At 67.9% G+C, this 26,503-nt stretch carries 25 protein-coding genes; 13 read left to right on the top strand and 12 right to left on the bottom strand.

Going from position 1 to position 26,503, the window contains the following annotated elements:
• The first annotated feature begins 96 nt into the window (after positions 1-96).
• The 3 genes from IT359_01400 to IT359_01390 all read left to right on the top strand — a co-directional run bounded on the left by IT359_01400 (position 97) and on the right by IT359_01390 (position 2,661).
• Positions 97-777 (top strand): hypothetical protein, encoded by a 681-nt coding sequence (locus IT359_01400; GenBank protein ID MCC6927619.1) that lies wholly within the window; start codon positions 97-99, stop codon positions 775-777.
• A gap of 103 nt (positions 778-880) precedes the next feature.
• Positions 881-1,111: a CsbD family protein gene (locus IT359_01395; GenBank protein ID MCC6927618.1), complete on the top strand. Its 231-nt coding sequence runs from the start codon at positions 881-883 to the stop codon at positions 1,109-1,111.
• A 185-nt stretch (positions 1,112-1,296) separates the two neighbouring features.
• Positions 1,297-2,661, top strand: a complete 1,365-nt coding sequence (locus IT359_01390; GenBank protein ID MCC6927617.1) for a family 1 glycosylhydrolase — start codon at positions 1,297-1,299, stop codon at positions 2,659-2,661.
• On the opposite strand, the gene IT359_01385 is transcribed toward IT359_01390, so the two are convergent.
• From IT359_01385 to IT359_01365, 5 genes are all read right to left on the bottom strand, one after another.
• Complete coding sequence (locus IT359_01385; protein MCC6927616.1) at positions 2,645-4,792, bottom strand: sugar nucleotide-binding protein; 2,148 nt, start codon at positions 4,790-4,792, stop codon at positions 2,645-2,647. The genes IT359_01390 and IT359_01385 overlap by 17 nt on opposite strands.
• Positions 4,789-5,925, bottom strand: coding sequence for a UDP-galactopyranose mutase (gene glf, locus IT359_01380; GenBank protein MCC6927615.1), 1,137 nt, complete (start codon positions 5,923-5,925; stop codon positions 4,789-4,791). Before glf ends, IT359_01385 begins: the two co-directional genes overlap by 4 nt.
• Positions 5,922-7,031, bottom strand: coding sequence for a glycosyltransferase family 1 protein (locus IT359_01375; protein ID MCC6927614.1), 1,110 nt, complete (start codon positions 7,029-7,031; stop codon positions 5,922-5,924). The genes glf and IT359_01375 overlap by 4 nt, the downstream gene beginning before the upstream one ends.
• A gap of 760 nt (positions 7,032-7,791) precedes the next feature.
• On the bottom strand, positions 7,792-8,124 hold the full coding sequence (locus IT359_01370) for a hypothetical protein (GenBank protein ID MCC6927613.1): 333 nt from the start codon (positions 8,122-8,124) through the stop codon (positions 7,792-7,794).
• Positions 8,125-8,181: 57 nt separating this feature from the next.
• Positions 8,182-8,334 (bottom strand): lmo0937 family membrane protein, encoded by a 153-nt coding sequence (locus IT359_01365; protein MCC6927612.1) that lies wholly within the window; start codon positions 8,332-8,334, stop codon positions 8,182-8,184.
• A 312-nt stretch (positions 8,335-8,646) separates the two neighbouring features.
• Between IT359_01365 and IT359_01360 the strand changes: the two genes are divergently transcribed.
• The 7 genes from IT359_01360 to ligD all read left to right on the top strand — a co-directional run bounded on the left by IT359_01360 (position 8,647) and on the right by ligD (position 16,266).
• Positions 8,647-8,877 carry a hypothetical protein gene (locus IT359_01360; GenBank protein ID MCC6927611.1) on the top strand — a complete coding sequence of 77 codons (231 nt, stop codon included), beginning with the start codon at positions 8,647-8,649 and terminating at the stop codon, positions 8,875-8,877.
• 206 nt (positions 8,878-9,083) lie between these two features.
• Positions 9,084-12,056, top strand: a complete 2,973-nt coding sequence (locus tag IT359_01355; protein MCC6927610.1) for a PAS domain S-box protein — start codon at positions 9,084-9,086, stop codon at positions 12,054-12,056.
• 184 nt (positions 12,057-12,240) lie between these two features.
• A complete protein-coding gene (locus tag IT359_01350) occupies positions 12,241-12,444 on the top strand; it encodes a hypothetical protein (protein ID MCC6927609.1) in 204 nt (67 codons plus the stop codon).
• A gap of 4 nt (positions 12,445-12,448) precedes the next feature.
• Positions 12,449-13,300, top strand: coding sequence for a Ku protein (locus IT359_01345; protein ID MCC6927608.1), 852 nt, complete (start codon positions 12,449-12,451; stop codon positions 13,298-13,300).
• A gap of 209 nt (positions 13,301-13,509) precedes the next feature.
• Positions 13,510-13,692, top strand: a complete 183-nt coding sequence (locus IT359_01340; protein ID MCC6927607.1) for a hypothetical protein — start codon at positions 13,510-13,512, stop codon at positions 13,690-13,692.
• A gap of 46 nt (positions 13,693-13,738) precedes the next feature.
• A complete protein-coding gene (locus IT359_01335) occupies positions 13,739-14,368 on the top strand; it encodes a ferritin-like domain-containing protein (GenBank protein ID MCC6927606.1) in 630 nt (209 codons plus the stop codon).
• 83 nt (positions 14,369-14,451) lie between these two features.
• Positions 14,452-16,266, top strand: coding sequence for a DNA ligase D (gene ligD / locus IT359_01330; GenBank protein MCC6927605.1), 1,815 nt, complete (start codon positions 14,452-14,454; stop codon positions 16,264-16,266).
• Here the strand turns inward: ligD and IT359_01325 are convergent.
• The 7 genes from IT359_01325 to IT359_01295 form a co-directional block, all read right to left on the bottom strand.
• Positions 16,220-17,716 (bottom strand): serine hydrolase, encoded by a 1,497-nt coding sequence (locus IT359_01325; protein MCC6927604.1) that lies wholly within the window; start codon positions 17,714-17,716, stop codon positions 16,220-16,222. The genes ligD and IT359_01325 overlap by 47 nt on opposite strands.
• Positions 17,717-17,915: 199 nt before the next feature.
• Positions 17,916-18,944, bottom strand: a complete 1,029-nt coding sequence (locus IT359_01320) for a hypothetical protein (GenBank protein ID MCC6927603.1) — start codon at positions 18,942-18,944, stop codon at positions 17,916-17,918.
• Between the two features lie 7 nt (positions 18,945-18,951).
• Positions 18,952-19,920: a putative zinc-binding metallopeptidase gene (locus tag IT359_01315; GenBank protein ID MCC6927602.1), complete on the bottom strand. Its 969-nt coding sequence runs from the start codon at positions 19,918-19,920 to the stop codon at positions 18,952-18,954.
• Between the two features lie 235 nt (positions 19,921-20,155).
• Complete coding sequence (locus IT359_01310) at positions 20,156-20,848, bottom strand: cytochrome c biogenesis protein CcdC (protein MCC6927601.1); 693 nt, start codon at positions 20,846-20,848, stop codon at positions 20,156-20,158.
• A 150-nt stretch (positions 20,849-20,998) separates the two neighbouring features.
• Entirely contained in the window at positions 20,999-21,304 is a 306-nt protein-coding gene (locus IT359_01305; protein MCC6927600.1) for a hypothetical protein, read from the bottom strand.
• 92 nt (positions 21,305-21,396) lie between these two features.
• Positions 21,397-22,305: a c-type cytochrome gene (locus tag IT359_01300; GenBank protein ID MCC6927599.1), complete on the bottom strand. Its 909-nt coding sequence runs from the start codon at positions 22,303-22,305 to the stop codon at positions 21,397-21,399.
• 215 nt (positions 22,306-22,520) lie between these two features.
• Positions 22,521-23,696 carry a hypothetical protein gene (locus tag IT359_01295; GenBank protein MCC6927598.1) on the bottom strand — a complete coding sequence of 392 codons (1,176 nt, stop codon included), beginning with the start codon at positions 23,694-23,696 and terminating at the stop codon, positions 22,521-22,523.
• A gap of 334 nt (positions 23,697-24,030) precedes the next feature.
• On the opposite strand from IT359_01295, the gene IT359_01290 reads away from it, so the two are divergent.
• From IT359_01290 to IT359_01280, 3 genes are all read left to right on the top strand, one after another.
• Positions 24,031-25,554 carry a fumarate hydratase gene (locus IT359_01290; GenBank protein ID MCC6927597.1) on the top strand — a complete coding sequence of 508 codons (1,524 nt, stop codon included), beginning with the start codon at positions 24,031-24,033 and terminating at the stop codon, positions 25,552-25,554.
• Positions 25,555-25,643: 89 nt separating this feature from the next.
• A complete protein-coding gene (locus IT359_01285; protein MCC6927596.1) occupies positions 25,644-26,012 on the top strand; it encodes a hypothetical protein in 369 nt (122 codons plus the stop codon).
• Positions 26,009-26,419, top strand: a complete 411-nt coding sequence (locus IT359_01280) for a type II toxin-antitoxin system VapC family toxin (GenBank protein MCC6927595.1) — start codon at positions 26,009-26,011, stop codon at positions 26,417-26,419. Before IT359_01285 ends, IT359_01280 begins: the two co-directional genes overlap by 4 nt.
• Positions 26,420-26,503: the final 84 nt, after the last annotated feature.

The raw sequence follows: 26,503 nt of genomic DNA, 5'->3' as shown, positions 1-26,503 counted from the left end.
TCGCACCACGCACATATTGCTGTTGGCAACGCGTACGCAACAGTAGCTTGGCGTCACCCATTCGTCACGCGACGCGCGCGCCCGATGAGTCCGTCGATGAAGCACGATCCCAACCACTGCGAGTCCACGCTCCTGCGGAACGTGCTGGGAGCGGCCGCGCACGACCTGGGCGGACTGTCGAGTGCACTCGCGCTGCGCAGTGAGCTTTTCCCAATGGAGCAGGGCGCCCCGCTGGCAGCGATTGCCAGGGAGCTGCGTTCGCTTGGGCAGCAGTTGCGCGCGGTTCGTGGCGTGCACGACGCAGAGTTCGCCGCGCCGGAGCGCGTTGGCGCACTCCCCACGGTCTTCGCCCTGCTCTCTCGCTTTGGGCGCGCAGCGCTCGGCAGCGGCTTCGCGCTGGAGTGCCGCGCGAGCGACGTCGCGGTAACGGCGCCGCACGCCGAGGCCATCACCTTCGGCTTCCTCTCGCTCCTGCACGCTGTGCGCGAATCGGACGTTGCGCGCCCGTCGCATGTCACGATCGACGCCGAGTGGCCCACGCCGGAGCATCCAACTCAACTGCGCATCTCCCTCCGGCTCGTCACGGCGGAGGGCGCAGCGGTCGCGCTCCCACCCGACAGCTCGCCGTGGGTTGCGTTCGCCGAACGCACCTTCACTGACGCCGGCCTCGCGCGCGTACGTCCGACAAATGACGCCGCCGGAGCAGGCGGCACGCAGGCGTTTGTCGTTGCCGTTCCGATGCGCGACGCCCCACGCTCGTCCTCGCGCGGCACTTGAAAATCGTCCACCGGGGCAACTGCGGCGTGGCGCGCAGTGCAGCACTGTTCTCCAGTCATCAGCTTCGCCACGCGCGTCGCCCACCCGAGACTGGAGGACGATCATGAATGACGGCGACTTCAGGGCCCACTGGCTGCAGCTCAAGGGGAAAATCCGCGAACAATGGGGAAGGCTCACCGACGATGAGGTCGACGTCATCGATGGGCGCCGCGAACAGCTTGCCGGACTGCTGCAGAAGCGATACAACCACACCCGCGACGAAGCCGAGCGGGCAATCCGCGACTTCGAATCCCGCTGGGAGGCGACGTCATCGCCAAGCGACCGGCGCGCCTGAAGCCCGCCTCGCGCGCATGAGAGCGCCATCTCGCACCGCAGTGTGCGACGGCCTTACCGTCTCGTCGTGAGAACATTCAGGATGATGCCGCGCACGCCGCGGCGCATCCACCGACGGAGCGACGTCGATCCACTCCCTATGGGCGACGCGCGCCCGGTGCGCTCCCGCGTACGATGCATTCCAGAATGCTCGCACGCGGGGCGTATGGCGTGACAAACGGTTTCCTGCAAGTCCTCAGGGAGCGCTACGGCAGCGATCGCTACGCCGAAGGCACCTCGCACTCTGGCGCACCGGGCGCCGACGGACGAGGGCTCCCGATCGACACCAATCGCAACTTCATGTTCGCGACTGGCATCGAGTGCTCCTACCCGACCATCGGTGCCGGGAGCATTCGACGTGACCAGCTCGAGGAATGCGGACACTACCGACACTGGCGCGAGGACCTGGCGCTGGTGGCCGAGCTGGGGCTGCGGTACATCAGGTACGGCCTTCCCTACTACCGCGTGCACCGCGCCCCCTCGCAGTACGATTGGGACTTCTGCGATGAGGCCATGGCGGAGATCGAGCGGCTCGGCCTAACGCCGATCCTCGACCTCATGCACTTCGGCGTGCCGGACTGGCTCGGCAACTACCAGAATCCGGAACTCCCCATGCACTTCGCCGACTACGCCGAGACGGTCGCACGACGTTACCCATGGGTACGCTTCTTCACACCCGTCAACGAGATGTACGTCACGGCTCGACTGAGTGCCTTCGATGGGATCTGGAACGAGCAGTTGCGCACGGACCAGGGCTTCGTGACGGCGATGAAGCATCTCGCGGCGGCGAGCATTCTCGCCAGCCACCGGCTGCTCGGCGTGCGTCGCAACTGCGTCATTGTCCAGAGCGAGAGCGCCGAGCACACGCATGACCTGCGCGCCATCCCTTCCGACGAGCTCACGCTGCGCAACAAGCTCGGCTTTCTCGCGTTGGACCTCCTGTACGGGCACGCGCCCGACGCCGAGGTGCTGTGCTACCTGCTGGACAACGGGATGTCGCGGGACGAGTACGCATGGTTCATGGCGGGCGAGTCGCCGGGCTTCCAGGTACTCGGCATCGACTACTACGGACGCAACGAGCGCATGCTCCTTCCCGACGGGACAATGCTCTTTGCCGAGGACGTCTTTGGGTGGTACCAGATGGCCAAGGTCTACCATCAGCGCTACCATCGCCCGCTGATGCACACCGAGACCAACCTCCTCGATGCACACCTGGCGCCCAACTGGCTGTGGAAGCAGTGGGCGAACATTCTCGCCATGCGTGGCGAAGGCGTCCCGGTCCTGGGCTTCACCTGGTACTCCCTCATTGACCAGGTGGACTGGGACATCGCGCTCTCCGAGAAGCGCGGCAAGGTGAACGAGTGCGGGTTGTTCACCATGGACCGGCAACCTCGCGCGGTGGCCCTTGCCTATCGTGCACTGCTGCGGGAGTTTGGCCAGCTCACGATGGTCCCGCACGGGGAACTGTTCGAGATCACCAGCGGTGACGCGCGACTCAAGGTGCGCGTGTAGGCGCGGCGTCTCGGCGGTAGGAATCCATGAACGACTCGAGTGACCGTTCGAGCGACGGCATGATCCAGGCGCGCCGCGAGCCGAGCGCGCTGTAGCTGGGGCGCGCGGCGACCCAGCCGGCCGTGCGCCCCTCGCACTCCTCGACCAGTGCCGCGTCGAAGCCCGCGACCATGGCGACGCGCCGGGCCAGCTCGCCCCAGGTGACCGCTTCGTGGCTGGACAGGTGCCAGATCCCGCTCTCTCCGTCAATGAGGAGGTCGAGGGCGGCATCGACGAGCGCGGGGACGTAGGTGGGTGAGATGGTCGCCTGTGGCGCGAGAAAGGGCGCGCCAAGGGTAAAGGCGCGCATGGCCTGCACGACGTAGTTTGCCGAGTCCCACGGGCCGAAGAAGGCGCTGGTGCGGACCACCAGCGCGTCAGACCCGAGCTCACGGAGTTCACGCTCGCCGGCAAACTTGCTGGCACCGTAGACGTTGAGTGGATTGGGCGCGTCGTCCTCGTCGTACGGGCGGGTCACCGCCCCGTCGAAGACGAGATCGCTGGAGAAGGTGAGCAGGCGCGCACCGGTTCGCCGGCACGCATCTCCCAGGTGGCGGGTGCCGGCGGTGTTGACGGCCATGCAACGTTCGCGCTCCACCTCGGCCTGGTCCACGTGCACGTAGCCGGTGGCGTTGATCACGCCCCACGGGCGACAGGCGGCAACGGCCCGGCGCACCTGCATGGCATCGACCACGTCCACCTGTTCGCGAGTCAGCGCGAGGTGCGGCAACCCTCGCGCACGGCACATCCGCACGAACGCCGCACCCAGCGTACCGCCGGCTCCAAGGATGAGCAATCGCGAGCGGGCGGGGGCGCGCTGCGCCACCGCGGGTGCGCGCGCTCCCTGCCACCATCCACTCTGCGCCGCCACGGGATGCGAGATGTGTCCCAGCATGGAGAGTTCGCGTATGGCGCCGGCGAGTGCTGTTGCGCGTGGTTTGGGCGATCGGATGTCGAAGGCGCCACTTTCGTAGTGCCCCGCCGCGCTGGTCACCAGGCGGTTCCAGTCGTGCGTCCCCAGCAGCGCCCATGGCGTGACCGCCTCGACCGGCGTCCCCGCCTCGCGGGCGGCGCAGGCCCCGCTCCACGCCTCGTGCAACCAGCGAAGCTGCTCCTCGCGCGTGCACCCCAGGTGCACCTCGGTGAGCGCCACCGGGCGGTGGTACTTGGCGTGCCAACGGTCGAGCGCGCGGCGAAAGCCCGGCCGCCACTCCGTGTCGTGGCGCGTGGCGGCGACATCGGCGTACCTCGTCCTGCCATTCCCGCCCAGTACATCGGCCGGATACTGCGAGATGCGGTCGTCGAGCCAGCGATCGCTCGTGGCGTAGTAGTCGATGCCGATCACGTCGGGCGGCGTCGGATGCTCGAGGAACCACGACAGCTCACGCTCCCGCGCACCATGCTGGAGGAGGTAGTTCGCCAGCGGATGCGCTGCATCGACGCGCCCGCACAGGAGGTCGAGCGCCAGGTCGCGGCGCAGGTTCTCGAACTCAGCCTGCTGGGCCAGCGCTGGCGTGGCGGTGATGGTCCCGGCGTCATCAGTCTGGATGAGGCGAGCCCCCGGCGTGGCGGCGCGAATGGCCTGCATGGAAAGGACGATCGCCCGGCACTCGTTGAGCAGGATGCGCACGAAGGTCGCATCGTTGCGCCCATGGGGATACCAGTGCCCGTACAGCCCGCAGAAGCGCGCCGTCGTCAGCGGCTCGTTCACCGGCGTCCAGTCGCGAATCGCGCCAAAGCGCTTGGCTGCAGCGGACGCGTAGTCGGCAAGTCGCTCGGCGAAGGCGGCGTCGGAGATCGGCGCCCACGCGGGCCCGCTTCCATGGTGCACGAGACCGGCAATGGGCGCCACGCCACGCTGGAGGAGGCGCTCGACGAACGGCTCGACGCGCTCCCAGCGCGGTCGGGAGGAATCGGCCATCATGCGCTCCCAGAGCATCGGGTATCGCATGGCCGAGATTCCCAGGTCGGCGAAGCGATCGATGTCGCTCACGCGCGCATCGTGGCCGCTTCGCCGCACCTGGTCGAACCACTCCCCGCCCACGCGATTGACCGTGCACTCGATGCCGCCCCAGAGGGCGGGGCGCGTCATGAGAGCGCCACCAACTCGCTTCGGCGTACGCCGCCGATGCGTGCGCACAGCGCCAGCGACTGGGCCACCACCTGGTCCATATTATAGTAGCGATACGTGGCCAGGCGGCCGGTGAAGTGCACCCCCGCCGTGGCGTCGGCGAGCGCACGATAGCGTTCGTACAGCGCGGCGTTGTCCGGACGCGGCACCGGGTAGCATGGGTCGCCGGCGTCGGTGGGATATTCGTAGACGAGCGTCGTGGCGTCGTGTACCTGCCCCGTCAGGTGCTTGAACTCGGTAACGCGCGTCCACGGTTGCTCATTGGGCCAGTTGACGACCGCGACGGGTTGCACCTGACGCTCCGCGTGCGTCTCGAAACGGAAGTCGATCGACCGGTAGGGGAGCGGGCCATACCGGTGGTCGAAGTACGCGTCCACCGGCCCCGTGTAGATCATCTCCTTGTAGGGCATCACCCCTTCCACATCCTGGTAGTCGGTGTTGAGCAGGACGCTGATGTTGGGATGGTCCAGCATGCGCTCGAACAGCCGCGTGTAGCCGTGCCGCGGCATGACCTGGTAGGTGTCGGTGAAGTACCGGGCGTCGCGGTTGGTGCGCACGGGGACGCGCGCCGTGACCGCGGCATCCAGCTCCGAAGGATCGAGCCCCCACTGCTTCCGCGTGTAGTGACGGAAGAACTTCTCGTACAGCGCGCGCCCCACCTTGGAGACGATTACGTCTTCCGACGTGAGCACGCGCGGGACCACCTCGGCCACCGAGGCGAAGTATTGTTCCAGCTCCTGCGACGTGAAGTTTGTCCCGTACAACTGGTTGACCGTGTCGAGATTGATCGGCATGGGGACGAGCTGCCCGTCGACGCAGGCGCGCACCCGATGCTGGTACGGACGCCACTCGGTGAACTGCGACAGGTAGTCGAAGACCTGGCGCGAGTTGGTGTGGAAGATGTGCGGTCCGTACTTGTGAACCAGGATGCCGTGCTCGTTGTAGTGATCGAAGGCATTGCCGCCGATGTGTTGCCGCTTCTCGACCACGAGCACGCGCTTGTCGAAGCAGCGCGCCATGCGTTCGGCCACGACGCTCCCGGCAAAGCCGGCCCCAACGATCATGTAGTCGAACATCGCCCCGCGACGCATCACGCGACCCTCAGCGCTGCGTTGGCCATGGCATCCTGCATCCTGCGCCATGTGTGATCCCACGTGTCGTCCGCCAGCTCGCGATCCACGCGCGCCAGCCGGTTGGGGTCGGCGTCGCGCAGCGCGCGTGCGATCGCGTCCACGAACGCGTCGGGCGTCTCGGCGATGCGCACCATGCCGCGCGCGCCCCACGTGCGCACCACGTCGCAGATTGGCGTGGAGACCACGTGACGCCCTGCGGCGAGGTACTCGGGCGTCTTGGTCGGGCTGATGAATCGCGTGGCCTCGTTGCGCGCGAACGGGAGCATCGCCACATCCCACGCCGCGAGGTACGCCGGCAGCTCCGAGTAGTCGCGCGCGCCGAGGTAGTGGAGGTTGGCCCCCTTGGGAAGTGAGAGCACCGAGATCTTGGTCACGGGACCGACAAAGACGAAATGCCACTCGGGACGCGACTCGGCCATCTCGGCGATCAGTGAGAGGTCGAGGCGTTCGTCGATGACACCGCAGTAGCCGATGCGCGGGTGCGGGATGTCGCGCTGGTCCGCTGGTTCGCTGGTGAGCGTGCGCGCAGCGCGGAAATGCTCGGCGTCGACGCTGCTGGGCATCGCGTGCACGTTGTGATGCAGGGAGCGCTTGGCCTCCCAGAGGCTGTAGCCTCCGGTGAAGACCACGTCGGCGCGAGCCAGGAGCTGGCGCTCGAGGAGCTTGAGTTCCGGCCGTGCCCCGGCAAAGGCGGTGAGCTCATCCATGCAGTCGTACACGGTGAGCTTGGCGCGCAGGTGCGACGAGAATGGAAGCGCCTGCGGCGTGTAGTACCACAAGGTGCCGGGATCCACCGCGTCCTCGTTGCACCAGACATCGAGGAGGAGACGCTGGACGTGTACGAGGTCGGCGAGTCCCGCCTCGAACGGAATGTGGGGTCGCACCACGGTCACGCCGTTGTGCACCATTTCGCGCTGCATCGTGGCCGGGCCAGCGCACCGTACCGGCTCTTCCACCACAAAGACGCGCCGGTCGCGCGCGGCGCGCGTCATGAGGTGTTGCGGACGCTGATAGACCCACCGCCAGCGAAGGTGCGAGAAACAGATCAGGTCGGGTTGCGTCGGCATCCTGGAAGAAGCGCCTGGGTTCATCGGACTGTCCGCCTGGTGTCGGTGTCGCCGAGGCCGCCCGATCGGGGCAGCTCGCAGCGAGTCGGTAGGGGGATGCAACATAGAAGTGCGCATCGCATCGAAACCAGCCACCGTTAGGCCGATACCTCTCTCGTCCTTCGGGCCGATTGCCCTGGCAGGCCTGACCATGCCGCAGCCGTACCACCTGCGGACGATGCGACACCCTTCCCTGCGGGCGATGCCACGACGGTGTGCGCCCCTACATTCTCCCTGCCGGCGCATGGCGCGCCGCGAGTACCACGGAGGTCACATGCGATTGGATGAGCCCCTTTCGCCGCGCGACGGCGGTGGGAGTGCGCGCCGCGGCACGGAATGGTACGAGGCGGCGGTTCGCACACCGTGGGAAGTGCCCACACTCACGCGCTGGCCCGCGGCGGGACCGGAGGAGCAGGACGCATCGCGGCGCCAATGGCGTACGACGCCCGAGCGTGCCGACTGAGGCACGCTGGGGCGCCGTAACGCGGCAACGCGAGCGCACGAGCAGTGCGCTTCGTTACGCGCGGCCTAGTCGCTCCATCGCCGCGCGCGTGGCGAACTCCAGCAGCAGCCCGCTGAACATCGCTGCCCCGATGTATATGGCAGGATGCCGACGGTAGTGCTTGCGTAGACGCCGGGAGCGACGCTCCAACGTGACCACGACATTCGGGCGCGATCGCTTCATACGATTGGCTCCTCTTCTCGGTGTGTCTGAGCGCGCTCAGTTCGCGCGTCGCCGCAGCGAATGCGCCGCCAGGAAGCCGACGGCCACTCCCGTGAGGAGCACCGCTCCCGGCCTGCGCCGGGCATAGCGCATCACGCTGTCGATGATGTCGTCCGTGTCGAAGTCGCGCACCAAGTCCTCCGCCGAGTCGAGCGCGTTGCCCGCACGCTCAGCGAGGTCGGCGGCGCGCCCATCCATGCGGTCGGATCGATCCCGCAGGCGTGAGGCCGCGCGCGCGAGTCCGTTCGCCAGGCGCTCACGCCGCGTCAGCTCCGATTCGTCATCGACCGCTCCGTCACGGTCGACGTCGTACTTGCTGGAATCCAGCATCACTGCCCTCCTTGGTCTGGAAGCACGCATGGGACCGAGCCCGTCACTCGTCAGGCACTACAGCACCGGACGACGCCCCTGGATCACGCGCACGAGGAACAGGACGATCGCCACGATCAGCAGGACGTGAATGAACCCTCCAATCGTGTACGACGAGACCAGGCCAAGTACCCAGAGCACCAGCAGTATCATCGCAAAGGTCATCAACATCGTTCGGTCCTCCTGATGGGGTGCGGATGACAGGCCATCTCCCAAAGGGTCGCCGGCGCCCAGCGCCGGCCTGGAGTCGTCGACCACGAGGCTCGGGCACCGCGCGGTCGGCACAAACTCAGCATAGGTGTCTTCCACGACCTCCCACCATCCTCCCGCAGGATCGTTGTGAGTGCCCCCTCACGACCGGTCCCCGCCCCGCACGCGAAGGCTAGGCGCCATGGTCAGGATTGGTCTATCTCTCACGGCCGATGCGCGAACTCCTGTCGCCCGCCAACGTCATGCATTCATGAACCCGACCGGGAGGGACGCATGGCCACGCGCAAGAAGAGCAAGCGGGCATCCACGTCCAGCACGCGCCGCTACGGAAAGGCCGCCTCCAGGACCGTGGCGAGCGCGATGAGGCGTCGAAAACGTGGCACGCTCAAGAGCGGGAGCGGACAAAAGGTCACAAGCCGAAAGCAGGCCATCGCGATTGGCCTGTCCGAAGCGCGTGAAAAGGGCGCCAAGGTGCCACGCAAACCCGCCAAACGCGCGCGCTAGACGCCACACTGCCTTACGAGTCGCACACCACGGTCCCATCGATGTACTGAAGCGGCACCCCTCTGGCGCTCGAGCCGGTGGGACTGTTGCTTCCTGTCTCCGATCCACCCCTCTTCCGTCCATCGGGATAGCGACTCGTGCCCGCCTTTCGACCAAGGCGTCCGATTACGGGCGAGAAGTGGCAGGCGGTCCTCCCCCGCGCGTCGGTGCGACGGCTCACCATCGGCGCCATCGTCGCCGTGGTCCTGGTGCTGGTCAACGTCGCACTCGGACTTCGCAACGCGCGAGAGCAGGAGGCCGACGCGCGACTGGTGCTGCACACCGAAGTCGTCCTGGGTTCGCTGGCGCGACTGCTGTCGTCAACGATCGAGGTCGAGTCCGCCGTTCGCGGATTCCTGCTCACCGGCCGCGACACGTATGTCGCGGACTACGACGGCCTGCGCGCCAGTACCGAGCGTGAACTGGCGAGGCTCGACTCGCTTCTCGCGGACAACCGCACGCAACGAGGTCTCATGCCTCCACTGCGCGCGGCGATACGGCAGCGGCTCGACCTCCTCGATCTCCGCCTCGATGCATATCGCACCGCCGGACGCGATTCCGCCATGAGGGTGGTCGGCACGGAGGTCGGGCGGTGGAAGATGGACTCGATCCGCGCGCAGATCACCGTCATGAATCGCATGCAGCGTGCGCTCCTCGAGGATCGCTCCAACGATCTCGCGCGCTCCAACCGGTTCACCGCCCTCTCCGCGGCGCTCGCCGGGCTCGCAACCATGGCCGGGCTCGCCGTCTTCCTCCTGATCCTTGCGCGACACCTCGACCTCACGCAGAGCACGGCATTGCGCGTCGCTGCTCAGCGCGAGCAATTGCGTACGACACTCTCGAGCATCGGCGACGGCGTCATCACCACCGACGAGGAGGCGAGCGTCAGGTCGATGAATCCCGAGGCGCAGAGGCTCACCGGATGGAGCGAAGCCGACGCGATCGGTGAGCCGCTGGAGTCGATCTTCCAGGTCATCAACGAGGAGTCGCGGCTCCCCGTGGAGAATCCCGCTCGGCGCTCGCTGCGCGAGGGAAGTATCGTCGGCCTGGCCAACCACAGCGTGCTGATTGCCCGGGACGGCACGGAGCGACCGATCGACGACAGCGCCGCCCCCATCCGCGCGTCGAACGACGAGATCATTGGATGCGTGCTCGTCTTTCGCGACGTGAGCGAACGGCGGGCGACCGAGGCCGAGCTGCGGCGCAGCCAGCGTCGGCTGCAGAGTGCGCTGGACGGTGCGCGCATGGTCGCGTTCGAGCTGAATCCGACCGACATGTCGCTGAGCACATCCGAGAACGCGACGGTGGTGCTCGGGCTCGCGCCCGGCGCGCAACTCACGAGTCTCGAGCAGGCGCTCGAGCTGGTGCATCACGGCGACGTGGCGCACGTGCGGGCAACCGTCACCGACGCGGTGGCCAACCGCCGCTCCTTCCACATCCTCTTCCGGCTCACGCGCCCACTCGACGGTGCCATACGATGGCTCGAGGTCCATGCGCAGCCATCGCGCGACGAGATGGACGAAAAGCTCCGCATCGTTGGAGTGGCGCTCGACGTCACCGATCGCCGTCGCTCGGTCGAGGCCATGCGCGAGAGTGAGGTCCGCTTCCGCTCGATGGCCGACAACGCCCCGGTCATCATCTGGATCAGCGACTGTTCGGGGGCGTGTACGTACCTCAATCGCCAATGGCTGGAGGTGACCGGGGCCATGCCCGGCGAGGACCTGGGAACGCGATGGCTCGAGCGCATCCATCCGGATGAGCGCGACGCATTCGGCGCTGCCCTCGCGGCGTTGCGCGATGCGCCATCCGCGGGCGACGCGGCGCCGTTTCGACTCGAGCTGCGGTTGCGCCAGGCAGACGGGAGTTGGCGCTGGACGCTGCACTCCGCCTCGCCACGCCTGGACTCCGAGCAGCGGTCACTGGGATGGATCGGCTCGGCGATAGATCTCGAGGACCGCAAGGTGATGGAGCGCGACCTGCGCGCGCTCGCCGCCGACCTCTCGCTCGCGCACCGGCGCAAGGACGAGTTCCTGGCCACGCTGGCACACGAGCTGCGCAACCCGCTGGCCCCCATCCGCAACGCGCTGGAGATCATCCGTCGGGTGCAACCACACGGCAGCGAGGCCGTGGTCAAGGCACGCTCCATCGTCGAGCGACAGTTCGCGCAGTTGGTGCGCCTGGTCGACGACCTACTCGACGTGAGCCGCATTACCGGTGGCAAGCTGGAACTCCGTTGCGAGACCATTGCCCTCTCCGATGTGCTGCTGCAGGCAATCGAGACCAGCCGCCCGCACATCGATGGCGGCGAGCACACGCTCGACGTCACCCTTCCATCACATGCAATCCACCTGCACGCCGACGTGACCCGGCTGTCGCAGGTCTTCGCCAACCTGCTCAACAACGCGGCGAAGTACAGTGAGCCCGGTCGCACCATCCACGTCTCGGTGCAGGAGGAAGGCGACACCGTTGTCGTGCGCATTCGCGACGAGGGGGTCGGGATTGCCAACGACCTCCTCCCCGACGTCTTCGACCTCTTCATGCAGGCCGATCGGTCACTCGAGCGCTCGCAGGGAGGACTCGGCGTCGGCCTCACCCTGGTCAAGCGTCTCGTCGAGATGCACGGGGGGAGCGTGGAGGCACGCAGCGACGGCATTGGCCGCGGCAGCGAGTTCTTGGTGCGGCTTCCGGTGCTTAGGGCCCAGGTCGACGCGCCAGCGCCCGAGCGTACAGACAACGGCCGGGTCGCGCGGACGCCATGCCGCGTCCTCATAGCCGACGACAACGCCGACGCGGCTGCCAGCCTCGCCGAGCTGTTGCGGCTGGACGGCCACGCCGTGCGCATCGTCAGCGACGGCTTGCAGGCGGTGTCGGCCGCTGAGTCGATGCATCCCGACGCCATCCTCCTCGACATCGGGATGCCCCACCTCAACGGCTTCGATGCCTGCGCGCGCATCCGCTCCTCAGCCTGGGCGCGCAACACGCTGATCGTCGCACTCACGGGATGGGGGCAGCTCGATGCGCGAGAACGCTCCGAGCAGGCGGGCTTCGACCGACACCTCGTGAAGCCGGTCGATCCGGCCGAGCTGTCGACCCTCCTCGCGTCGCTGCCCAACTCCGCGACGACGCCCGGCCCCACCTGATCGCGGGCCAGCCACGACGGGGCCATGCGTCGCGTCGCCCGCTCGGCCAATGCGGGGCGCGTCACTTCGGGCGTACGGGCACCCCGCCCGATGGGAGGGCGCGCACATCGCTCCCGCGGGAAATGGCCGGAGCGCCTGGCCGATCGCAGCTTGCCCCAAGGCACCTGCCACGAGAGGACACGCCATGCCCCTACACAAGCGCAGCAAGAAGCTCCGTCGTCCGGACGAGGAGGAGGAGCGGAGCGAAGCCGAGCGGGAGGTGGAACCACCACCACCCGACTCGGACGATCCGGTCGAGGAGGCGAGCGCCGAGTCGTTCCCGGCATCCGACCCTCCGTCCTTCACGCCAACGCACGCCGGACAGCCGTCACGCAAGCCCACGAGGTGACGCGATGCCGCGCTCCATCGCCTCGGCCACGATCTCCTTTGGGTTGGTCGCCGTCCCGGTCGAACTCTACTCGGCCGCTGACACTCGCGACGAGGTGCACTTCCACCTCATCTCGAAGAAGAGCGGCCAGCGCGTCAAGCAGCAGTACATCGACCCGACGACCGACGAGGTGATTCCCCGCAACCAGCTCGTGAAAGGATACGAGGTGCGGAAGGACGAGTACGTCATCTTCACCCCGGAGGAACTCAAGGCGCTGGACGAGAAGGCAACGGGGAGCATCGACATCACGGAGTTTGTCATGCTCTCGGATGTGGACCGCGAGTACCTGGAGAAGGTCTACTTCCTGGGACCGGGCAAGGGAGGCGAGCGCCCCTACCGACTCCTTGCCAAGGCGCTGCAGGACACCGGGCGCGCCGCGCTGGGGCAGTACGCGGCGCGCGGGCGACAGTACCTGGTGCTGCTCCGCCCGCGCGACGGCGTTCTCGTCATGGAACAACTGCACTACGCCAACGAGCTGCGCTCCCCCGATGAGATCCCGGTGGGCGATAGCGACGTCAAGGCGAGCGAACTCACGCTGGCCAAGAAGCTGATCGACCAGGGCGCCACCGATCGCTTCGACCCGTCCAAGTACAAGGACAGCGTGCGCGAACGCGTGGCCGAGGCAATGCAGCGCAAGGTGGAGGGCGAGGACATCACCGAAGCCGAGGCGCCGCAGGCAGGGGGCGGCAAGGTGCTCGACCTGGTGCAGGCGCTCAAGGCAAGCCTCGAGCGCGACGCGCCCCCGCGCGCGGCACGACGAACCGGACGACGCCAGGCGACGGCGCGCAAGTCGTCGCGATCGCGCAAGTCTGCCTGAGCGTCGCGTGACGTGACGCGTGACGCGACGCGTGACGTGTCGCGTGACGTGACGCGTGACGTGACGCATGCCGGGCACCACCGAGCGTCGCCCAGCCGGCTGGCGCAAAGATCATCCGCGCGGGCGATGTTCCCGCACGCCGACTTTCTCAAGTTTGTCCGCCGCGCCGGTGCCTGCCGGCCGGATCGTCGCCCTCACAGGAGTATCGCATGACCAATCCCTACGACCCGGACCAACCGCGCGATGCGCCGCGTCGCGACCGCGACCGCGATATCCCCGATTCGCGCCCCGCCCCCGATCGCGACGACGAGGATGATTACCGCGCCGCGGGAAACCCGCAGGACGACGACCTCGACCGCGACGACGATCGCGACCAGCCCGCGACCGACTGACGATCCGTCACCGTTCGCCCCCACGTTCCCAACGGAGACACGACCCATGCAGCTCGCCACCCTGCACGACCTCATGGTGCACCAACTCAAGGATCTTTACAGCGCCGAGCGCCAGCTCGTGCAGGCGCTCCCCAGGATGGCCAAGAACGCCACCTCCCGCGATCTCCAGGACGCGATTCGCAAGCATCTCGACCAGACCGAGGAGCAGGTCACGCGCCTCGAGCAGTGCTTCGAGCTGCTGGGCGAGAGCAGCCGCGGCCCCAGGTGCAAGGGAATGGAGGGACTCATCGAGGAGAGCAAGGACCTGTTCGAGGAGGACGTGGACGAGGACGTGCTCGACGCCGGCATCATCGCCAACGCCCAGCGTGTGGAGCACTACGAGATTGCCGGCTACGGCACGGTGTGCGAGTACGCACGGAGCATGGGGCACGAGGAAATCGCCGCCCTGCTCGAAGCCACGCTCGAGGAGGAGAAGGAAGCCGACCAACGCCTGACGTCGCTGGCCGAAGGTGGCATCAACGCGCTGGCCGAGCGCGATGGCGACATGGAAGAGGACGAGGAAGCGGATGCCGCCGAGGGCGACCTGATGGCCGAGGACGAGGCCGAGACGCAACCGACGGCGTCGCGCACCTCCGGCCGCAATGGCCACACGAACAAGGGCGGCCGGAAGCGCTGATCCGCGCGCCCGCCAGCTGCACAGCTCGAGGTGCCCGGGCAATGCCTGCACCTCGAGCTGTGCGCGCGACGCGGTGGCCCTTCGTGCCGCCGGCCCTCGCCACGCGCGTCGAGCGCCCTCCCGCTGGCGACGATTGGTATCACGAGATCAAGTACGACGGCTATCGGCTGCAGGCGTCGGTGTCGGGTGAAGCCGTCCGGCTCTACACGCGCGCCGGACTCGACTGGACGCACACCTTTCCCGGCATCGCGCGCTCGCTGGCGGCGCTCGACCTGGCCGACGTGCTCCTCGATGGTGAGGTAGCGGTCGCGACGCCTGACGGCCGCACCGACTTCTCGGCGCTTCAACAGTCGCTGAAGGCGGGCGCGAACGATGTCTCGTACTTCATCTTCGACCTGCTGGCCCTCGGGAACGATGACCTGCGGGCGAAACCGCTCGCCGAGCGCCGCGGCGCCCTGGAGGCGGTGCTCGCACACGGAGCGGCGCCGCTCCACATTTCGCCTGTCTTTGCCGGAGAGGGCGCGACCGTCCTGGCAGCGTTCGCCGAGCGCGGGCTCGAGGGCGTCGTGTCGAAGCAGCGAGACGCGCCGTACCTTAGCGGGCGAACGGCGAGCTGGCAGAAGGCCAAGCTGGTCAACGTGCAGGAGTTCGTGATCGTCGGCTGGCTTCCGTCGGAGCGCCATCGCCCCTTTGCCTCGCTCCTGCTGGCCGATCGGGTCGACGGGAGGCTTACCTACAGAGGGAATGTTGGCAGCGGCTTCGACGAACCGACGCTCGTTTCGTTGCAGCGACGACTTTCCGCCCTTGCGCGAGCCACGCCGCCGCTCGATGTTCCGCGCGATGTCGCACGGCGCGCGCGCTGGGTCAGCCCGACGCTCGTCGCCCAGGTACGCTTCACCGAGTTCACCCGCGATGGCTTCGCGAGGCACGGCGTCTTTCTCGGCTTGCGTGAAGACAAGCCTGCACGGGAGGTGAGGAGCGAAGTGCCAACCAAAGGCAGCACCAATCGTTCGGCGGTGCGACTCACGCATCCCGAGCGCGTCCTCTTCCCCGTCGCTGGCATCACCAAGGGCGAGCTGGCGGAGTATTTCGCGCGCGTGGCCGGCCGCATGGGGCCCCACGCCTTTCGACGCGCCGTCAGCATCGTGCGCGCTCCCGATGGCGTGGGCAAGGTGACCTTCTTCCAGCGGCACCCCACCGAGGGGATCCCATCGGAGATCGCCGTCGTTCCGGTCACCGCGCGAAACGGCTCCACCGAGGATTACCTTGCCCTGCCTAACGCGCGCGCACTGGAGGCCTGCGCGCAGCTATCGGTCGTGGAGCTCCACCTGTCGGGGGCGCGCATCGACGCCCCCGAGCGCCCCGATCGCCTGGTCTTCGACCTCGACCCGGACGAGGGACTCCCCTTTGCCCATGTACGACGAGCGGCGCTCGACATCAAGTCGCTCCTCGACAGCGCCAACCTCCCCAGCTTTGCCATGCTCACCGGGGGGAAGGGGATTCACGTCGTCCTCAACCTCAGGCGACGTCACGGCTGGGATGAATTGAAGGACTTCGCCACGGCATTTGCCACGCAGGTTGCCGCACTCGATCCCAAGCGCTTCGTCGCCAACTTGTCCAAGGCGCGCCGCGAGGGGCGCATCTTCGTGGACTACCTGCGCAACCAGCGCGGCGCCACCGCCATTGCCCCGTACTCTCCGCGCGCCCAGCCCGAGGCGCCGGTGGCAACGCCGGTCGCCTGGGATGAACTCGAGACCCTCGACACCGCGCGTGCGTTCACCATGCGCGACCTCGACGAGCGACTGCGCCAGGACGATCCCTGGGCAGAGTTCGCGCGTCGCGCCGTCACGCTCACCGCCGCGGTGCGCTCGAAGCTGGGGCTGCGCTCGAGCGCTTGAGCTTCATGGGCGGCAAGTCGATTCCGGTGATCTTTCCCTTGGCGTCGGCGATGAAGGAGAACTGCATCCCCGATTCCAGTGCGATCGCCTTCCGGGCTTCGAGCAATCGCACCTCGGTGCGCGGCACATACCTGGGTTCCTCGACGAAGAGCTTCGTCCCCTCGCGCGTGACCGAGAGGGTGATCTTCTCCGGCTTGTCGATCATGTACGTCCCGGTGAGGGCGTCGAGCGCGGCCGAGTCGAGCGCGATCGGCGCAATCTCGCGCGGGGCGAAGTCGACCCACGTGTACTCGGCGGCAATCGCGAAGAGGATTTCCTGGGCCAGCGCCGAGCCGTTGTCGCTGTTGGTCATCACCGCGGCACCGCGCCCTAACTCCGGGAAGTAGGTCACCTGCGCGCGGTAGCCCTCGTTGGCGCCGCCATGCCCGAAGTTGAAGCCGCGCTCCTTGCCGGCCAGCGCGGGGCCCAGGCCAAACGCCCCCTTCTGCGCCGTGAGCATCTCGGTCGCCATCTTCTGCGAGAGCACCTTGGCCGAGGTACCGGCGCGCGCCGCCGCGATCTCCACGGCCCACTTGAGGAGGTCGGTCGGTGTGGTCCAAAGACCGGCAGCGGCCAACTCCGGATACGTGTGCCAGCGCCCCTCGATCATCGTCCCGTCCGGGCCATGCCCCGCCGCAGCCTGCGCCGTGCGCGGCGCCGCCAGCGGTTGATCGTAGCCGCTGTTCGACATCCCGATCGGATCGAGCACGAGGCGCTTGAGCAGCGCCGGGAACGCCTCACCCGTCGCATCGCTCATCGCCAGCTGCTCGATCGTGATGCCGCCGCCGGAGTAGCGCGAGATGGCGCCAGGAAAGGTGTCGACGCGCACCGCGGCGGTATTGGCCGGCTTGGCACCGTCGAGCAACTGCGGCACCGTAGGCACCGAATCGTTGGCGGCGTAGCCGGGGAAGCCGTGGACGGTGAGCCCAGCGCTGTGCGACACGATGCGGCGCAGCGTGACCTTTTCCGTGGCGGTGAAGCGGTTCTCGGGGAGCTTCCAGCTCTTGAGGTAGTCGTTGACCGGCGCGTCGAGCGAGAGTTTCCCCTCCTCCACCAGCCGCAACAGCCCCGTGGCCGCCACCGGCTTCGAGATCGATGCTGCCTGGAAGATCGTCGTTGCGGTGACCGAGTCGCTCGTCCCCGCTTGCTTGAGGCCGAAGCCGCGCGCCCAGACGATGCGTCCGCTGTCCACCACCGCGATCGAGACGCCCGGCACCTTGTAGTGTGCCATCCGCTCGGCGAGCGAGAAGGAGGCGGGGGGTTCGCCCTTGACCGCGATGGCTGCGCGCAGCCCGGCGGTAACGCGGGCGACTGCCGCATCCGCGTTAGGCTCGGGCGGCGCCTTGCTGGCGGGAGACGAACAGGCCGCGACTGCCAGCAGGACAACGACACGGGGCGTGGGCGTGCGCATCGGACTCTCGGCGGGTGAGGGATCGGTCGCCTCCACATTGCACCGCCGACCGCGGGTGCTGGAAGGGGCAACCGCGCCGCAGCTCGTCCCGCGCCCGACGCGGCGCGCGCCACAGCACTGCCTGCAGCGCCCACCGCCACGCCGCCAGGTGCCGCCCAAACGCCGCGGGCTGGATCGACCTACAGCGACCTACGGCGACCTACAGCGACCCGCGCCGAACGCCGAGCGTCACGATGCGCTGCACCAGGTCGGGATAGGCATACCCCGCCTCTAGCGCCGACGAGGCGAACTCCTCGCTCTCGGCGATCTCGGGATTGGGGTTCGCCTCGAGGAAGAACGGCGTTCCATCCTCGCGCAGGCGGAAGTCCAGGCGCGCGTAGCCGTCGAGCGAGAGGAGCTTGTAGATGCGACGCGCCGCGGACACGAGGCGATTGCGCACCGCCTCCGTCAGCTGCGCCGGCCCCTGGTTGATGCCGCGCTTCTCCTGCGCATTGGGGTCGTGCTTGTAGTGCGAGGTGGCAATGCGACGCGTTCCCGGCGCCACGTTCTCGAAGGTCAGCTCCCACGGGGGAAAGACCTCCAGGCGGTGGTTGCCGACTATCCCCATGTAGATCTCGCGCCCATCGATGAACTCCTCGACAATGGCGTCGCTCTCCGTCGTGCGATGGATGAACTCCACGCGCGCCCTCAGGTCCTCGTCGTTCTCCACCACCGACGCCTGGGCGATTCCCACCGACCCTTCCTCGGTGAGCGACTTCACGATGAGCGGGAACTTGAGATGGCGCGACCGGCGGGCCGTGCGCCCGCGCCGCACCACGTCGAAGTGCGGGACCGGGATGCGGTGGTAGGCCAGGATCTTCTTGCTCAGCGCCTTGTCGCGCGCGAGCACGAGGCCGCGCGGGTTGCACCCGGTGTATGGAACGCGCAGCAGTTCGAGGTAGCTCACCACGTGATGATCGAACTCGCGCAGCCCGAAGAAGTCTTCCAGGAGATTGAAGACAACGTGCGGCTTCCACTCCTCCACGGCCTGGCGGATGGGGAGAAGCTCGTCGCGCACGCCCAGCACGCGCACATCATGCCCATGGCGGCGCAGCGTGCTGGTGACGTCGTACTCGGTCTTGATCTCATAGCGTTCGCGCTCGCTCAACCCGGCGTCCGATTCCGGCGGAATCAGCGTTGGCTGGACCAGCACCAGGATGCGCAGCTTGCGACGTGTTGTCCGGCTCATGGCATTCTCACATCGCGATCGAGACGCGCCGCGAATACAGGAAGTGCACCGTGCGCACCGCCAGCATCCCGGCAAAGTCGAGCAGGACCGGCCGCTGTTGCCCGGTCACCCGCAGCTTGAGTTCGCGGCAACGCCCGATCATGTCGCGCAGCAACTGGTCGAGCGTGAACTCGTATTCCCCCGTCCAGCGCGCCACGGTGCGACGTATCTCGACACGGTGCCGCTGGATGAAGTGCGAAGCCAGCTCGCGCCGGGCATGCTTGGGATCGTTGGAGAAGACCTTGAGCAACTCGCGATCATACGTGGTGGGATAGCTCACCGTGTATTGCGCACGCTTTCCCTCGTAATACTCGCGCAGCGTCATCGTCAGACTGGACAGCGGCTCGACCACCTCGCGCGCGCGTCGGCGCGGCCGCCCGCCGCGCAGCTCCTCCATCAGCTCGTCCACGTAGTGCAGCTTCTGCAGTGCCCCCCACCCCTGGTACCTCCGCTGCCACGCCGAGCGCGGCCCCATCCACACAGCGAACGTCTCGGCGAAGTCCTCGTCGGGGTGCGACTGCGCGTAGTACAGGCGCAGGTGCTGCACATACTTGCGGCTGGCGGGATTGGGGCGGTAGGACTCGGGATAGGGAGTCGTCGACGGCCCGAATAGCTCGCGCCACCGCTTGCGGCGATGCAGGTCGAAGGCGTGCTGCAGCGCGTGCCCAGTCTCGTGGCGAAGGATGCGCATGCACTCGGGGCGCGTCCCCCCCTCCACCTCCAGCATCATCGTGCGCTCGAGACGCATCAGCCGCGGATGCGCCAGGTAGAACGGGATGCCGATCCCCGTCACCCCCTCCGGCGAGAACCACTCGCTCGACAGCCAGCAGTGCGGGCGCAGCGACAGCCCGCGCTCGGCCAGTTCCTCGTACAGTGCCTCGATGCACTCCTCGATCCACGTCCCCTCCAGGCGCACGCCGAGATCGCGAATGCGCATCTCCAGGAGCTCGTCGCGCGCGAGCGAGGCCCAGGGATCGGCGCCGTTGCGGCTGGCGGTGGCGATGCTCTTGCCGCGCGCGACGCGCGGGGCGGGCGCAGGGGGCGCAGAGCGCGGGGAGCGCGCAGGGCGCGGGGAGCGCGAACGTTGGCGAGCGACGGGCGGCAAGGCGCGAGTCTCGGTCGGGTCGATCGTGCGTGAGGGGACGTAAACTGTCGATCGCGCGCTCGCCGCGTCAGGCGTCGCGCGACACGGACGCCGACGGCCCTGCCGGCCCTGCCGGCGCCTGCGGCGTCGCGCGCGCGCGGCGGCTGGCGATTACCGGAATCAGCAACGCCACCAGGATCCCCAATATCGTGAGGATCGTCATCGCCCGCATCGCCATCGCCCCGCGGCGCACGCCCGCGCCATCGTCGCGGCGCGGCGCCACGACCTGCGTCTCCGTCAACGCACGGAACTGCCCATACATCACCCAGCGCCACCGCGCAATCATCCCAAACGCGAGAAGGAAGAAGAGCGACGCCGTCTGCAACGGCGAGATGAGGTGCCCAATGTAGTCGTGCAACAGGAGACGCACCGCGAGCAGCGCCAGCAGGATCGCCAGGAACGCGCGCGAGCGCTGCATGTAGATCACCCCGTCGCGCGGCTCGAGGCGCGTGGAACGCGTGAGCGGATACGACAGGACGAAACACCCCAGCAGGAAGGCGCCGAGTGCCCATGTCCAGGGGACGCGCGCCATCGGCATCGCGAAGATCACGAAGCCGGAACTCATTGCCAGCGGCGGGATCACGATCGCCTTGGCGGAGACGGGGACACGCGTCTCGCGAACGCGCCACGCCAGCATCGCCACACCGCCGAAAACCGGGGCAATGCGCAGGATGGGGCGCAGAACCTGGGCGTAGTGGGCGTACAGATCCTGGAGGGACACGCGACGCTGGGGTTCTGGTGCAGCCTGTTCTGCGGGACGATCGAGGCGAAATCTATTATCGATGAAACGCAGGTGGGCCACGAACTGGACTCGGCGGCGAGGAGGTGCCGCTGAGCGCGAGCCAGCGGGCGGGCGGGCGCGCGGGCGCGCCTAGTCTCGCTCCGCCTCGGGAAGGCTCCGCACGTCCACGGGACGTCGCGCCGCGAGCGGTTGCCCGGGCGCGAAGACTTCATCCCCCGCGACGCCCAGTCGCTCGCGCTCACTACCGGTGGCGCCCAGCCGCTTCCCGCCCAGGAGCCTGCGCGCGATGTATCCCACGGTCCCCAGCACCGCTCCACCAGCCAGCAGCGCCATCCCCGCCGTCAGCACGAAGGCGAGCAGCGCCAGGATGACGACCAGGAGGAGGATCCCGACGAGCGGGTTGCGACTGTCGACGCGGATGATGCGAAGCTGCATGACGATGGCGCGGGCGATAGGCTCACTCAATCTACCGCCCGGTGCGCCGCCGCGTTCCCGCCCCGTTCCCCGCGACGCGTGCGCGTCGCCGCCTAACGCGCCCCCGTCTCGCGCGGCGGGAGCGATTGGAAGAAGGCCCACAGCGCCTTGACCTCCACATCGGTCAGCTCGCCAGTGATGCGCACGTCCATCGGCGGCCGGAGCGTTGTCCCGTCGGGGCGCTTGCCAGTGCGCAACGCCGCCCTGAACGTCGCCTCCGAGTACGACGCCAGCCCGGTGGGGGTGAGGTTGCCCGCGGCCGGCCAGTCGGGGGGCGCACCGGCAATCTTCCCCCCGGCGTAGTTCTCCCCGTGACACCCCATGCACCCGGCCGCCATGTACTTCCCGTACGACACATCCGGCGTCGGCACCACGCGCACCGGGTGAGGAGCCCCGTGATCTATTCGCTCGGCGGGATAGAGCACCAGCGCGCCGGCCGCGTGCAGCGCGCGCCCCAGCGGTCCGATGCGGGTCGGTGGGAAGAGACGCGTGACCGACGGGAGCGATCGCGTCCATGCGACAATTGCCGCCAGGTCCTCGTCCGAGAAGGCGGTGAATTCGTGCGACGGCATGAAGTTGAGCGGCGTGGAGTCGGCGCGGATCCCGTGGCGCACGGCGCGCTCCCAGTCGCGGTCGCTGAGGATTCCCGCGCTGCGAGCGTTGGTGAGGTTGGCCGTCACCAGTCGCCCCATGGCCTTGTCGTCGATCATCACCTTGCCACCCATGTCGGCGGCGTGACATTCGTTGCAGCCGCGAATGGTGGCGAGGTGCCGGCCGCGCTCGATCGCCTGCGAGTCGGCCACAACGGTGAGGGCGTGCTCGGGGACGTCGTACGTGCGGTGTCCGCGCCGATTGGAAACGCCGTATGCGGATGCGGTGCCCAGGAGCGCGAGCACCACCACCGCGCCCGCTATCCGTCCGCCCCACCGCAGCGTTGCTCGCCAAATCGCTCGCTGTGCCATAACGCTCACCTTCGTTTGGGTAGTCTCATCACGCATGGCGGCGCGCGCGTAGCGGCGCCGTGCGAGGAGACTACGACCAGGCGTCGGCGTTGGATTGGGTCATTCGTACCATCTCGCGTGGCGGCAGACGAAACGCGGCGACGCAACCAAGCACGGGTGGTGAACGCGTTTTCCGATGGCCGCGGCTTCGGCGCTCGGCGTCGGCGACCGAAGGGCTATAGGTCTCGAGGCTTCCGAGCGGGTCGCGCCGCCGGAGCTCGATCGCGAGCGCCAAACCGATGTACGCGGAGAGTCGTCACGCCCAATTCGTCGCGCCAGGTGCCAAGCAGCGATCCCTCTCCCACGTCAAGGACGTCGAACGACGCTGGCAGCATCATGCTGGCGCGCGGCGCCCCGTCCGGCGCGATCACGTGCCAGCGAACGGAGTCAGCGGCGGGGAGTTGGTACTCCGACAACCACAACTCCCCTCCCGAGCCGACGAGCATGCGGCCGAGCGGTGGGAACTCATCCGGAAAGCGCAGCGCTTCCAGCAACGCGCGTACTCGCGCGCCGTCCGACTTGTTGCGCTGGGCCTCCGCCCGAGCTTCGATGTACGCCTGCACTTGACGGTTGGTCACCCTGGTGCGGGGAATCTCGACCGTTGCAGAGCGCGTTGGCGTTCCATCCACCCGCACCCTACGAATCTCGACTCGACTCCCTCTCGCTTCACCCCGACCCCAGCTGACATGAATCGACGATGGTCCTGCCGCTACCAGGGTGAGAGCACCCAGCGGTCGAGGCATGTCCTCCCGTCCGGTGAAATATCGCTCGCTGGCCGGGAAGCTTCCCAACGACTTCAGGCCTTCGCCCGACGTGCTGAGCGCGGTCAGTTCCACCACTGGGCGTCGCGGGCCAATGGCTGCGGGCGGCGACGGTGAACGGTTGACAAATACGAGCGTGCCGCCGCCATTGCAGTAGGCATCGTATGGCGGCATGCTGATCCCCGTACTCCGCAGGTCGATCGCTCGAACGTATCGACCGTCAGGAGCAAAGATCGAGATCCTCAGGGCCACGGGGTCGTAGACGAAGGCTGAGTCTCCTCCGCACCTCAGCAGCGCCCGTATCGACCGAAACTCGCCCGGCCCCTCGCCGCGCCTCCCCGATCGTGCCGTGAGTCGCCCCGAGCGGTCATAGAACTGCAGCTCGAGTGCCTGCCCGTCAGCGGCGATAACGCCGCCGTTGGCACCAAGAACCGCACCGGCGACACTCCCGAACCCGCTGCCGTCGGTTTCGCCGATCGCGAGCACTGGCGCAGAGAGGTGCCAGACGGATTGTGCGTGTGCACCCGTCGACGCGAGCACCAGCACGATGGTCAGGCGGGCGAGCAGGTGAGTGCGGACGTGACTCGTCACACGGGTGCTCCGGCGTTTTGGGTGGGTTGGCGGTGTCGCAAGACCTCCGCGACGCGCGGGCGAGTCGCCAGATGCAACTCGCCCGCACGAGTCAGGTCCCACGACGAGCAGCATCATCACCATCGGAACCGCATACCGCGTGCTGCCTGTCGTTCCCGGTCGTGCCGACATTCGCAGGACGACCTACCGTAGCGTCGATCCGAGGCAGGGGGCAAGAGACCCAGGCCTCGGCTCTGTTGCCGGGTCTGCCAAGCCTCGGCGAGCTTCCGCCGGCCGGCATGCGCCGGTATTCCACTGCCTGCGCCCCCGCCCCTCCCGACATAACTTCCGCGCCATGACGACCATCAAACAAGCCGACTTCATCCAGTCCATCGCCGACGCGCTCCAGCACATCTCCTACTACCACCCGCTGGACTACATCCAGGCGCTGGCCGTGGCCTACGAGAAGGAACAGTCCCCCGCCGCCAAGGATGCCATCGCGCAGATCCTCACCAACTCGCGCATGTGCGCCGAGGGGCACCGCCCCATCTGCCAGGACACGGGGATCGTCGTCGTCTTCCTCAAGGTGGGGATGGACGTGCGCTGGGACGCGACGATGTCGGTGCAGGAGATGGTGAACGAAGGGGTGCGCCGCGCCTACCTCGAACCGACCAACGTCCTGCGCGCCTCGATCGTCGCCGACCCGGCCTTCACACGGAAGAACACGCGCGACAATACGCCGGCCGTGGTGCACTACGAGCTCGTCCCCGGCAACACGGTCGAGGTGAAGCTCGCCGCCAAGGGGGGCGGGTCGGAGAACAAGACGAAGTTCGCGATGCTCAACCCCAGCGACTCGATCGTCGACTGGGTCCTCAAGACGGTCCCCACGATGGGGGCCGGCTGGTGCCCCCCGGGGATGCTGGGGATCGGGATCGGCGGCTCGGCCGAGAAGGCGATGGTGCTGGCCAAGGAGTCGCTGATGGATCACATCGACATGGCGCAGCTCAAGGCGCGCGGCCCGCAGAACAGGATCGAGGAGCTGCGCATCGAGCTGTGCGACAGGATCAACGCGTTAGGCATCGGGGCGCAGGGGCTGGGCGGGCTGTCGACCGTGCTGGACGTGAAGATCTGGGACTATCCCACGCACGCCGCGTCCAAGCCGATCGCGATGATCCCCAACTGCGCCGCCACGCGTCACGCGCACTTCACGCTCGACGGCTCCGGCGTTGCCCATCTCCCCATCCCGCAGCTGTCGGATTGGCCCGACGTCACCTGGAAGCCCGACGCCAATGCCACGCGCGTTGACCTGGACACGCTGACGCCCGAGGTGGTGGCGACGTGGAAGGCGGGCGATCGCCTCTTGCTCAACGGCAAGCTCCTCACCGGGCGCGACGCCGCGCACAAGCGCATCGCCGACCTCTTTGCCAAGGGCGAATCGCTCCCCGAGGGGGTCGACTTCACCAACCGCGTGATTTACTACGTGGGCCCGGTGGACCCGGTGCGCGACGAGGCCGTGGGCCCCGCCGGACCCACGACGGCGACGCGCATGGACAAGTTCACCGAGATGATGCTCGCCCGGACCGGGCTGATCGCGATGATCGGCAAGTCGGAGCGCGGCCCGACGGGACTCGAGGCGATTCGCAAGCACAAGGCGGCGTACTTGATGGCGGTTGGCGGCGCCGCATATCTCGTCTCCAAGGCCATCCGCTCCGCGCGTGTCGTCGCGTTTGCCGACCTGGGCATGGAAGCGATCTACGAGTTCGACGTGCGCGAGATGCCGGTGACGGTCGCCGTCGATGCCGCCGGGAACAACGTGCACGAGACCGGCCCCAGGGAGTGGGAGGAGAAGATCCGGCGGTTGCCAGTGCTGGCCGGTTAGGGTCGCCTGGCGCGGGGGCGCGGGCACAGCCGCCCCGCGGTGCTGTGCATGCTATTGCGTACATGCACAATGGCTGTTAGCGTACATGCATGTCAAAGCATGCAACTTCCTCGCGCGCCGTGCGCGAACCGGTGCAGGTGTACCTCGAGAGCGCCGACAGCGCCCTCCTGGCGCGCCTCTCCGACCAACTCGCACTCCCCAAGGCCGAAGTCCTGCGCCGGGGGCTGCGAAGCCTCGCCGCGCAGGTGGGAGGACACAGCCCCATGTACCGCTTCGTCGCCGAGAGCGCTGCCTCCGATACCGCCACCTGGCCAGCCGCGATGGCCGCCGACCACGACACCATCCTGGCCGAGAGCTATCGCCCGTCTGAGCCAGCGCCGGCCACGCCGGACACGCCGGCGACGGCAGCGCGCGGAAAGGTCCTTCGCGTGGCAGAGCGCGGCACCAGGCAGCGGTGAAGGGAGCCTTCCTCGACACGGCAGGGTGGTTCGCCGCGCTGAGCCCGCGTGAGAGCCATCATGCAGGCGCCCTCGCCGCTTACCGGGGGTGGATGGAGCGCGAGGTACCGCTCATCACGACCAACCTCGTCGTCGCCGAGATGCAGATCCTCATCTCGCGCGCGCGCGGCGTGGGGGAGGCGCTGCGATTCCTCGACTCACTGGAACAGGACCCGTCGCACCAGGTCGTGTACGTCGACGCACGCCTCGAGCGCACGGCGATCGATCGCTGGCTGCGGCGCTTTGCCGACCAGCGCGTGAGCCTTACCGACGCGGTGAGCTTCGAAGTGATGCGCGCGCGCAAGCTCACGCACGTCCTCACGCTCGACGCGCACTTTGCGCACGCGGGGTTCACCTGCATGCCGTGAGCGCGCGGGCGGTCACGGAGGCCGCAACGACGGAGTAGCGCGCCATCCACACGCGGGCCCGACGACCTGGTCGGGCCCGCGTGC

This window comes from Gemmatimonadaceae bacterium (assembly GCA_020852815.1).
Lineage (GTDB): Bacteria > Gemmatimonadota > Gemmatimonadetes > Gemmatimonadales > Gemmatimonadaceae > SCN-70-22.
The sequence above is the reverse complement of the archived record's forward strand: the minus strand, read 5'-3'. Positions and strand labels throughout refer to the sequence as shown.